10 protein-coding genes are annotated in these 10,287 nt (G+C 64.4%); 9 read left to right on the forward strand and 1 reads right to left on the reverse strand.

All coding sequences use genetic code 11. From position 1 onward, the window contains the following. Entirely contained in the window at positions 1-1,518 is a 1,518-nt protein-coding gene (gene fixL, locus AX729_RS06290; RefSeq protein WP_082770354.1) for a sensor protein FixL, read from the reverse strand. A 218-nt stretch (positions 1,519-1,736) separates the two neighbouring features. Between fixL and AX729_RS06295 the strand changes: the two genes are divergently transcribed. The 9 genes from AX729_RS06295 to AX729_RS06335 form a co-directional block, all read left to right on the forward strand. After that, the gene (locus AX729_RS06295) at positions 1,737-2,570 is read left to right on the forward strand and encodes a universal stress protein (protein WP_061021180.1); all 834 of its coding nucleotides are present in this window, start codon (positions 1,737-1,739) and stop codon (positions 2,568-2,570) included. A gap of 38 nt (positions 2,571-2,608) precedes the next feature. Then, positions 2,609-3,034, forward strand: a complete 426-nt coding sequence (locus AX729_RS06300) for a CBS domain-containing protein (RefSeq protein WP_061021182.1) — start codon at positions 2,609-2,611, stop codon at positions 3,032-3,034. A 232-nt stretch (positions 3,035-3,266) separates the two neighbouring features. Then, on the forward strand, positions 3,267-4,916 hold the full coding sequence (gene ccoN, locus AX729_RS06305) for a cytochrome-c oxidase, cbb3-type subunit I (protein WP_061021184.1): 1,650 nt from the start codon (positions 3,267-3,269) through the stop codon (positions 4,914-4,916). A 12-nt stretch (positions 4,917-4,928) separates the two neighbouring features. Then, complete coding sequence (gene ccoO / locus AX729_RS06310) at positions 4,929-5,663, forward strand: cytochrome-c oxidase, cbb3-type subunit II (protein WP_061021187.1); 735 nt, start codon at positions 4,929-4,931, stop codon at positions 5,661-5,663. 13 nt (positions 5,664-5,676) lie between these two features. Further along, positions 5,677-5,841, forward strand: a complete 165-nt coding sequence (locus AX729_RS06315; protein ID WP_061021190.1) for a cbb3-type cytochrome oxidase subunit 3 — start codon at positions 5,677-5,679, stop codon at positions 5,839-5,841. Positions 5,842-5,847: 6 nt separating this feature from the next. Further along, the gene (ccoP, locus tag AX729_RS06320) at positions 5,848-6,723 is read left to right on the forward strand and encodes a cytochrome-c oxidase, cbb3-type subunit III (protein WP_061021193.1); all 876 of its coding nucleotides are present in this window, start codon (positions 5,848-5,850) and stop codon (positions 6,721-6,723) included. Between the two features lie 119 nt (positions 6,724-6,842). Continuing rightward, entirely contained in the window at positions 6,843-8,309 is a 1,467-nt protein-coding gene (gene ccoG, locus AX729_RS06325) for a cytochrome c oxidase accessory protein CcoG (protein ID WP_061021195.1), read from the forward strand. A 16-nt stretch (positions 8,310-8,325) separates the two neighbouring features. After that, complete coding sequence (locus AX729_RS06330) at positions 8,326-8,811, forward strand: FixH family protein (protein ID WP_061021197.1); 486 nt, start codon at positions 8,326-8,328, stop codon at positions 8,809-8,811. Positions 8,812-8,821: 10 nt separating this feature from the next. Next, the coding region (locus AX729_RS06335) for a heavy metal translocating P-type ATPase (protein ID WP_061021199.1) at positions 8,822-10,287 on the forward strand (1,466 nt) is incomplete at its 3' end.

The raw sequence follows: 10,287 nt of genomic DNA on the forward strand, positions 1-10,287 counted from the left end.
TCAGTTCTCGTCGGTTGCCGGCAGGGTGAAGCGGAATGTCGCCCCTCCCGCTGCGTTGCTCTCGGCCCACATGCGGCCGCCATGGGCCTCGATGATCGAGCGGCTGATGGAGAGGCCAACGCCCATGCCGGTGTCTTTGGTGGTGAAGAAAGTCTGGAACAGGTTTGGGATGACGTCGTCCCGGAAGCCGATGCCGGTGTCGGAGACCTCCACCTCGATCATGTCGCCGCCGGCACGGGTGTTGGCGACGACGAGCTCGCGCCGCGGCGACTGTGCCATTGCTTCGAGCGCATTGCGGAACAGATTGACCAGCACCTGCTGGATCTGCACCCGGTCGGCGAGGACGAGATCGGCGTCGGGATCGAGGCTGAAGCGGAGCTGCACGTTCTGCTCGCGCGCGCCGGCGAGCCCGAGAGCGCCGGCTTCCTCGATCAGCTTGGACAGGCTCTCGACCCGCTTCTCCGATTCGCCGCGGGAGACGAAGTCGCGCAAGCGGCGGATGATCTGCCCGGCGCGCAAGGCCTGCTCCGCCGCGCGATCCAGCGCGCTTTCGATCTTCGGCGTGTTGGGATCGCTGCTTCCGGCGAGGAGGCGCCGTGATCCCTTCATGTAATTGCTGATCGCTGCCAGCGGTTGGTTGAGCTCGTGGGCGAGGGCGGAGGCCATTTCGCCCATGGCGGTCAGCCGCGAGACGTGGACGAGCTCGGACTGCAATTCCTGGAGCCGCGCCTGGGTCTGCTGGTGCTCGGTGAGGTCGCGCACGAAGCCGGTGAAATAGGGCTCGCCGGCGCGTTGGGTCTGCCCGACGGACAGGTGCATCGGGAAAGTCGTGCCGTCGCGGCGTTTGCCGGTCACGATGCGGCCGATCCCGATGATGTGCGGATCGTTCGTCCTGAGATAGCGCGTGAGATAGGAGTCATGACGCGACTGGTCGGGCTCCGGCATCAGGATGCTCACGTTCCGGCCGATGGCCTCCTGCCTGCTGTAGCCGAACAGCCGTTCCGCGGCGCTGCTGAAGAGCTGCATGATGCCGCGCGAATCGATGACGATCATGGCATCGGGCACGGTTTCGAGAATCGAGCGAAGATGATTCTCCTGGGAGCGCAGGGCCTCCTCGAGATGCTTTTCCTCGTTGATATCGAGGAATATCCCGCTGAGATGACGCGGCGTGCCGGAATCGTCCCGGATCACACCCGCCCTGGCCCGGATCCATTGACCGGTCCCGGCCCCGTTGACGACCTTGAAGGACAGATCAAGTCCTCCCCCGCCTTCCGAGGTGCGCCCGATCGCCTTCAGGAATTGGTCCCGATCGCTTGGTTCCAGCAGGGAAAGAAAGCGATCGTAGCTGACGGCCTGGTCCCGCTCGAGGCCAAACAGCCGCTTGGCCATGTCCGACCACTCGAGTTCGCGCGTCTGCAGATCAAGGTCCCAGGTGCCCACCCCGAAGCCCTCGATGCGGCCCCGGAATTGCTCGCCCCGACCATCGTCCGCCGGATGGGTCACGCGCGTCGGCGCCAAGCTCTGCTCCTAATCCTTGGCGGACAGGCAGGATGCCTTTACCGCTCGGGCAATTTCGCCCAAGGCTCGCTCCGAGGCAAGCGCGGACGTTGAATTCACTGGCGGATTTCCCGCAAGACGGAGAGACGAGTCAGAAGCGCTTGTTTTTGATCTATCTCAGCCTGCCGCGCGGCAGCAGGTCTAGGATAACGAAAATTTGGTGATGCTGGAGATATCCGATGACATACGCGACCGTCATGGTCAGCTTGGCGCTCAATCAGTCCAACGAGGCGCGCCTTCGGGTCGCGGGGGAGCTCGCCGAACGATTCGAGGCCGCCATCATCGGGGTCGCCGCGGCGCAGTTCGCGCCGCCGCTCTATTTCTCGGATGGCACCGAGGCGCAAGCGCTGATCGACGAGGGCGAAGCTTCGGTCAAGCAGCGGCTGGCTGGGCTGGAAGCGCAATTCCGCGAGGCCACGAAAAATCGCGGCGGACATGTGGAGTGGCGCTGCGCCATGGATTTTCCGGCACGATTCGTCCTGGCGCAGGCGCGTTGCGCCGATATCGTCGTCAGCGGGGGGCAGAGTCCGGCCTTCTCCGATGCTTTCTCGCTCGTGAGCCCCAAGGATCTGGTGATGCAGGTCGGCCGCCCGCTTCTCGTCGTCCCCGACCGGGCAAACTGGCTCGACCTGCGCAACGTGCTGGTGGCGTGGAAGGACACGCCGCAGGCGCGGCGGGCGGTAGCCGACGCGCTGCCGATGCTGCGCAAGGCCAGGGACGTCACCATCGTCGAGATTCCAGAGCAAGGCGACGACCGTTCGGCCGTGATGGCCGGCGTCGCCGACGTTGCCGCCTGGCTCGGCCGTCATGGCGTGACCGCGACCGCACGCGTCTCGGAGGCCCATGGACGCGAAGCCCCGGCGGCGCAATTGGAGAAAGTCGCCGGCGACGTCGGCGCCGGCCTGATCGTCGCGGGTGCCTACGGTCATTCGAGATTTCGCGAACTGATCCTCGGGGGCGTCACTCAGTATCTGGTCACACAAGCCACCCGCAGCGTGCTGCTGTCGCACTGAGCGCCGGCCCGTCAGTATGGAAGCGAGGAGGACGCGCCGTGTATAGATTTCTCGAGCAGACCGTCGACGGCTACATGACGCGCGACGTCAAGACGGTGCAGCGCGACCTCAACCTGCTTCAGCTGAGCGAAATGTTCGAGACGGACGATTTCAACAGCTATCCGGTCGAAGACGACGGGCAAGTGGTCGGCATCGTCACCAAGTTCGACATTCTGAAGTGCTTCGCCTTCACGCCGAGCCAGATGTTGCCGCGCTACGACGATCTGATGAGCCGCAAGATCGGCGACGTCATGACGCCCGAGTTCATCTATGTCAACCCGGACACGCGGTTGACACGCGTGCTCCAGATCATGGTCGAACACCGCATCAGGAGCATCATCGTGCTCGACGGTGCACAGAAGCTGGTCGGCATCATCGCCCGCGAGGACGTCATCGCGGCACTCAAGGCCAGCGCGGGCGACTGACCCGCGTCCTTCGATTCCCGCGGTTTCCAAACTCCGTGATTTCACGGAGGTGATTTCCTTCGTGCGATTGGCCTGCCGCCCTCTCGTGCTCTCGCACCGTGGCGAGAAGGCCTCTTAAATCCGCGCCGCGTCCGTCCACGTCGACGGGAAAACCCATCCATCTTGATTTCAATCAATTCCCCGCGGGGGTGAATGTGGTTTCTGGCGCTGTGTTCTTTCAGAGAGAATCCGCATGAGCCAGCCCTCCATCTCAAAATCCATGACCGTCGGTGAAAGCGGCTTGGCTGTCGTGTTCGCAGTCACCGCCTTCCTCTGCGTGATCGCCTCGGCCAAGGCGCTCGATGCTCCCTTCGCCTTCCACGCCGCGCTGAGCGCGGCGGCAAGCGCGGCTGCGGTGTTCTTCATCGTCAACCGCTACTTCGAGCGGCCGGCGGCGCTGCCGCCGGCGGAGATCAACGGCCGCCCGAACTACAACATGGGGCCGATCAAGTTCTCCGCCTTCATGGCGATGTTCTGGGGCATTGCCGGCTTCCTCGTCGGTCTCATCATCGCCTCGCAGCTGGCATGGCCCGCGCTGAACTTCGATCTGCCCTGGATCAGCTTCGGCCGCCTGCGGCCGCTGCACACCTCCGCGGTGATCTTCGCCTTCGGCGGCAACGTGCTGCTCGCGACCTCCTTCTACGTCGTGCAGAAGTCCTGCCGCACGCGCCTCGCCGGCGACCTCGCGCCGTGGTTCGTCGTGCTGGGCTACAACTTTTTCATCCTGATCGCCGGCACCGGCTATCTGCTCGGAGTGACGCAGTCGAAGGAATATGCCGAGCCCGAATGGTATGCCGACCTCTGGCTGACCATCGTCTGGGTGGTCTATCTGCTCGTCTTCGTCGCCACCCTCATCAAGCGCAAAGAGCCGCATATCTTCGTCGCGAACTGGTTCTATCTCGCCTTCATCGTGACGATCGCGGTCCTGCATCTCGGCAACAATCCGGCCCTCCCGGTCTCGGTGTTCGGCTCGAAGTCCTACGTCGCCTGGGGCGGCATTCAGGACGCCATGTTCCAGTGGTGGTACGGCCACAACGCGGTCGGCTTCTTCCTGACCGCCGGCTTCCTCGCCATCATGTACTACTTCATCCCGAAGCGCGCCGAGCGGCCGATCTATTCATACCGGCTCTCGATCATCCACTTCTGGGCGCTGATCTTCCTCTACATCTGGGCCGGCCCGCATCATCTGCACTACACGGCGCTGCCGGACTGGACGCAGACTCTGGGCATGACCTTCTCGATCATGCTGTGGATGCCCTCCTGGGGCGGCATGATCAACGGCCTGATGACGCTGTCGGGCGCCTGGGACAAGCTGCGCACCGATCCCGTGCTGCGCATGCTCGTGGTCTCCGTCGCCTTCTACGGCATGTCGACCTTCGAAGGCCCGATGATGTCGATCAAGGTGGTCAACTCGCTCAGCCACTACACCGACTGGACCATCGGCCACGTGCATTCCGGTGCGCTCGGCTGGGTCGGCTTCGTCTCCTTCGGCGCGCTGTACTGCCTGGTGCCGTGGGCCTGGAATCGCAAGGGGCTCTACAGCCTCAAGCTCGTCAATTGGCACTTCTGGATCGCCACGCTCGGCATCGTTCTCTACATCTCGGCGATGTGGGTGTCCGGCATCCTCCAGGGTCTGATGTGGCGCGCCTACACTTCGCTCGGCTTCCTCGAATATTCCTTCATCGAGACCGTCGAGGCGATGCACCCCTTCTACATCATCCGCGCCGCAGGCGGCGGCCTGTTCCTGATCGGCTCGCTGATCATGGCCTACAATCTCTGGATGACGGTTCGCGTCGGCGAGCAAGAAGTCCAGATGCCCGTCGCTCTTCAGCCGGCGGAATGAGGAGCTCAAGCAATGTCGTTCTGGACACGCCACCAAGTCTTCGAAAAGAACTCGATCATCCTGATCGTCGGCATCCTGCTGGTGATCGCGATCGGCGGTCTCGTCGAGATCACCCCGCTGTTCTACCTCAAGAGCACGATCGAGAAGGTCGACGGGGTCAGGCCCTACACGCCGCTGGAGCTCGCTGGACGCAACGTCTACGTCCGCGAGGGCTGCTATCTCTGCCACTCGCAGATGGTCCGGCCCCTGCGCGACGAGGTCGAGCGCTACGGCCACTTCTCGCTGGCCGCCGAGAGCATGTACGATCACCCGTTCCAGTGGGGCTCCAAGCGTACCGGTCCCGATCTTGCCCGCGTCGGCGCGAAATACTCCGACGACTGGCACGTCACCCATCTGACCAACCCGCGCGCGATCGTGCCGCAATCGGTGATGCCGGGCTATCCGTTCCTCAGCAAGACCGAGATCGACCCTGACGCGATCGCCGGCGACATGCGTACGCTAAGGACCGTCGGCGTACCCTATAGCGACGAGCAGATCGCCAACGCAGCCGCCGACTTGAAGGCCCAGGCCGATCCGGAGAATGCCGGCACCGACGCCTTCAGCAAGCGCTACGCGAAGGCCGTCGTGCGCAACTTCGACGGCAAGATCGGCACGCCGACCGAGATGGACGCGCTGGTCGCGTACCTGCAGATGCTCGGCACGCTGGTCGACTTCAAGATCTACAACGAGAAAGCCAATCTTCGCTGAGAAGGCATGAACGATGAAAGCCATCCTGACCGTCCATAATCTTGCGTCCGATCTCGTGACGACGATCTGGACACCGGTGTTCGTAGCGATCTTTCTCGCGATCATCGCCTACGCATTCTGGCCCCGTAACAAGGCTGTGTTCGACGAAGCAGCGCACCTGCCCTTGCGGGAGGAGTAGAGAACCATGACCGACCATTCTAGCGACATCGATTCCGTCTCCGGCACGTCCACGACCGGCCACGAGTGGGACGGCATCAAGGAGCTCAACACACCGCTGCCGCGCTGGTGGGTGATCACCTTCTACCTCACCATCGTCTGGTCGATCGGCTACTGGATCGTCTATCCGGCCTGGCCGCTGATCTCCAGCAACACCACCGGCGTGTTCGGCTACTCCTCGCGCGCCGACGTCGCGGTCGAGCTCGCCAACCTCGAGAAGATCCGCGGTGACAAGATGGTGGCGCTGGGCGCCGCCTCGCTCGCCGAGATCGAGAAGGATCCGGCGCTGCTGGCGCTCGCCCGCGCCAAAGGCAAGACCGTGTTCGGCGACAATTGCGCGCCGTGTCACGGCACGGGCGCCGCCGGAGCCAAGGGCTATCCGAACCTGAACGACGACGAATGGCTGTGGGGCGGCTCGCTCGACCAGATCATGCAGACCATCCAGTTCGGCGTGCGTTCCGGCCATGCCAAGACGCGTGAGGGCCAGATGCTCGCCTTCGGCAAGGACGGCGTGCTGAAGCCGGACGAGATCGTCACCGTCGCCAATTACGTGCGGGCGCTGGCGGGTCTGCCGACCCGGGCAGGCTTCGACAAGGCCAAGGGCGAGAAGATCTACGCGGAGAACTGCGCGGCCTGTCACGGCGATGCCGGCAAGGGCAACCCGGAACTCGGCGCGCCGAACCTCACCGACAAGATCTGGCTCTATGGTCCGGAGGAGGCCACCCTGATCGAGACCATCACCAACGGCCGCGCCGGCGTCATGCCGGCCTGGGAAGGCCGGCTCGATCCCGCCACCATCAAGGCGATGGCGGTCTACGTCCACTCGCTCGGTGGCGGCAAATAGCCGGCGCGCGACAGCCGATTTCCAACGGGGGCGCAGAAAAACGCCCCCGTTTGCGTTGGATCAAGTGACCGACGAACACCGGGTCTAGGTTTAATCGCACCTCCTGAGAAGATTCCGCGATGAACAAGACCGTCAATCCGAACGAACTGAAGCCGGCGGACGACAGCGGGCCGCTCTATGTCCCTCGCAAGAAGGTCTATCCCCAGAGCGTCTCCGGAACGTTTCGGCGGATCAAATGGGGCCTGATGGCGTTCTGCCTCGGTGTCTACTACTTGCTGCCTTTCGTGCGCTGGAACCGCGGCCTCGGCGCTCCCGATCAGGCAGTTCTGATCGATCTTCCCAACAGCCGCTTCTACTTCTTCTTCATCGAGCTGTGGCCGCAGGAGGTCTATTACTTCACCGGCCTGCTGATCGTGGCCGCGGTGGCCCTGTTCCTGATGAACTCCGTCGGCGGCCGGATCTGGTGCGGCTATCTCTGTCCGCAGACCGTCTGGACCGACCTGTTCTACGCCGTCGAGCGCCTGATCGAGGGCGACCGGCGCGAGCGGATGAAGAAGGACAAATCGTCCGACCCGATGAATCTCGAGCGCATCTCCGAGATCGTGCTCAAGCATTCGATCTGGCTCATGATCGCCTGGTGGACCGGCGGCGCCTGGGTGCTCTATTTCAACGACGCGCCGACGCTGGTGAAGGAGCTCGTCACCTTCCAGGCGCCAATGATCGCCTATATCTGGATCGGCATCCTCACCGCGACGACCTACGTCCTCGCCGGCTTCATGCGCGAGCAGGTCTGCACCTATATGTGCCCGTGGCCGCGCATTCAGGCCGCGCTCACCGACGAATGGGCGCTCAACGTCACCTATCGCTACGACCGTGGCGAGAAGCGCACGTCGGTCAAGAAGGCCGCCGAGTTGCGGGCGCTCGGCCAGACGGTCGGCGACTGCGTCGATTGCTACCAATGTGTCGCGGTCTGCCCGACCGGCATCGACATCCGCAACGGGCCGCAGCTCGAATGCATCCAGTGCGGGCTCTGCATCGACGCCTGCGACAATGTGATGACGAAGATCGGCCGGCCGAAGCGCCTGATCGGCTACGACAACGACATCAATATTCACCGCCGCCAGGAAGGCAAGGCGCCCATCTACCGGATCGTTCGGCCCCGCACCATCGTCTACAGCGCGATCATCGTGGCCATCGGCGGCTTCATGACGTACACGCTCGCGACCCGCAGCCTGCTCGACGTCAACGTGCTGCATGATCGCAATCCGGTCGCGGTCAAGCTCAGTGACGGCTCGATCCGCAACGCCTACACGGTGCGCCTGCTGAACAAGAGCGGCTACGACCGCATCATCGCCATCGACGCGCACGGCCCGGCGAATGCGACCGTCCACGTCATCGGCGTCGATTCGGTGACGCCGGATCGGCCGATGATCGTGGTCCCGCGCGATTCCACCAGCGAGCTGCGGCTGCTCGTCACCGCGCCGGCCGACAACAATCCGGAGAAGTCGATCCCGGTCCGCTTCCACGTCACCGATATCGGGCTCGGCGAAGTCGCATCCGCCACCGACAATTTCGTTTCGCCTTGAGGATCAGGAGACTGCCATGGCTTCCAAGCCGCTGACCGGGACCAAGGTCTTCCTCATGCTCGTCGCCTTCTTCGGCGTCGTGATCGGCGTCAACGGGACCATGATGAAGCTCGCGATCGCGACGCTGCCCGGCACCGACGTCGACAGCCCCTATGCCGCCGGCCTCGTCTATGACCGCGAGATCTCGGCGGCGCAGGAGCAGGCCGCGCGCAAATGGAAGGTCAGCGCCCATATCGAGCGCCGCAACGACGGCGGCGCATTGGTCCAGGTCGAAGCCCGCGATGCGAGCGGCCAGCCGATCTCCGGGCTGAAATTCGACGGCCGCCTGGAGCGGCCGACCGACAAGCGCGCCGATCTCGCCGTCGAGCTCATCGAAGCCGGCATCGGGCTCTATCGCGGCAATGCCGCATCCGTCGCGCCGGGCCAATGGGATCTCGTGATCGAGGGCGAGGCGCGGGGGGCGCGCGTTTTCCTCTCGCGCAACCGCGTGATCCTGAACTGAGGATTTTGTCATGCAGGTCTCGCGCGATTTCTCTCACTATGTTCGCGATGCGGGCGAGGGCCGCCGCCATATCGACCTCGCCGTCGAGGGGGTTCACTGCGCCGGCTGCATGGCCAAGATCGAACGCGGCCTGTCCGCAATCCCCGACGTCACGCTCGCGCGCGTGAATCTCACCGATCGCCGCGTTGCACTGGAGTGGAAGGCGGGTACGCTCGACCCCGGCCGGTTCATCGATCGGCTCGAGGAACTCGGCTACAAGGCCTATCCCTACGAGACCGAGAGTGCGGAAGTGGCGGAGGTCGCCGAATCGCGCTTCCTGCTGCGGTGCCTCGGCGTTGCCGCCTTCGCTACCATGAACGTGATGATGCTGTCGATCCCGGTGTGGTCGGGCAACGTCTCGGACATGCTCCCCGAGCAGCGCGACTTCTTCCACTGGCTCTCGGCGCTGATCGCGTTGCCCGCGGCCGCCTATGCCGGCCAGCCGTTCTTCCGCTCGGCTTGGCGCGCGCTGTCGGCGAAGACCACCAACATGGACGTGCCGATCTCGATCGGCGTGATCCTGGCGCTCGGCATGTCCGTGGTCGAGACCATCCATCATGCCGAGCACGCCTATTTCGACGCGGCGATCATGCTGCTGACCTTCCTGCTGGTCGGCCGCGTCCTCGACCAGAACATGCGGCGGCGGACCCGCGCGGTCGCCGGCAACCTCGCAGCATTGAAGGCGGAGACGGCCGCCAAGTTCGTCGGTCCCGACGAAATCTCGCAGGTCCCCGTGGCGGCCATCCATCCCGGCGACATCGTGCTGCTCAGGCCGGGCGAGCGCTGCGCGGTCGACGGGACCGTGATCGAGGGCCGTTCCGAGATCGACCAGAGCCTGATCACCGGCGAGACGCTCTATGTCACGGCGGAGCAGGGCACGCCGGTCTACGCCGGATCGATGAACATCTCCGGGACGTTGCGGGTGCGGGTCTCGGCGGCGTCCGAGGCGACGCTGCTCGCCGAGATCACGCGACTGCTCGACAACGCGCTGCAAGCACGCTCGCGCTACATGCGGCTCGCCGACCGCGCCTCGCGGCTCTACGCGCCGGTGGTGCATGCGACCGCGCTTCTGACCATCCTCGGCTGGGTCATCGCCGGGGCCGGCTGGCACGATGCGATCGTGACCGGCGTCGCGGTGCTGATCATCACCTGTCCCTGTGCGCTCGGGCTGGCGATCCCGACGGTGCAAACGGTGGCGTCGGGCGCGATGTTCAAGGCGGGTGTGCTGCTCAATGCGGGCGATGCGATCGAGCGGCTGGCCGAAGCAGACCATGTCATCTTCGACAAGACCGGCACGCTGACGCTGCCCGACCTCGAAGTGATGAACGCGGCCGCCATTCCTGCCGACGTTTTCGAACTCGCCGGGCGCCTGGCGCTGTCGAGCCATCATCCCGTCGCCGCCGCCGTCGCTCAGGCTGTCGGTGCGAAGTCTCCGAT

It is taken from the genome of Bradyrhizobium sp. CCH5-F6 (assembly GCF_001556045.1).
In the GTDB taxonomy this organism is placed as follows: Bacteria; Pseudomonadota; Alphaproteobacteria; order Rhizobiales; family Xanthobacteraceae; genus Bradyrhizobium.

Excerpts from the sequence above, each read along its gene's own strand:
- ccoP (WP_061021193.1), top strand. The coding sequence starts at position 5,848 with ATGACCGACCATTCTAGCGACATCGATTCCGTCTCCGGCACGTCCACG.
- AX729_RS06330 (WP_061021197.1), top strand. The coding sequence starts at position 8,326 with ATGGCTTCCAAGCCGCTGACCGGGACCAAGGTCTTCCTCATGCTCGTC.
- ccoO (WP_061021187.1), top strand. The coding sequence starts at position 4,929 with ATGTCGTTCTGGACACGCCACCAAGTCTTCGAAAAGAACTCGATCATC.
- AX729_RS06315 (WP_061021190.1), top strand. The coding sequence starts at position 5,677 with ATGAAAGCCATCCTGACCGTCCATAATCTTGCGTCCGATCTCGTGACG.
- ccoG (WP_061021195.1), top strand. The coding sequence starts at position 6,843 with ATGAACAAGACCGTCAATCCGAACGAACTGAAGCCGGCGGACGACAGC.
- ccoN (WP_061021184.1), top strand. The coding sequence starts at position 3,267 with ATGAGCCAGCCCTCCATCTCAAAATCCATGACCGTCGGTGAAAGCGGC.
- AX729_RS06295 (WP_061021180.1), top strand. The coding sequence starts at position 1,737 with ATGACATACGCGACCGTCATGGTCAGCTTGGCGCTCAATCAGTCCAAC.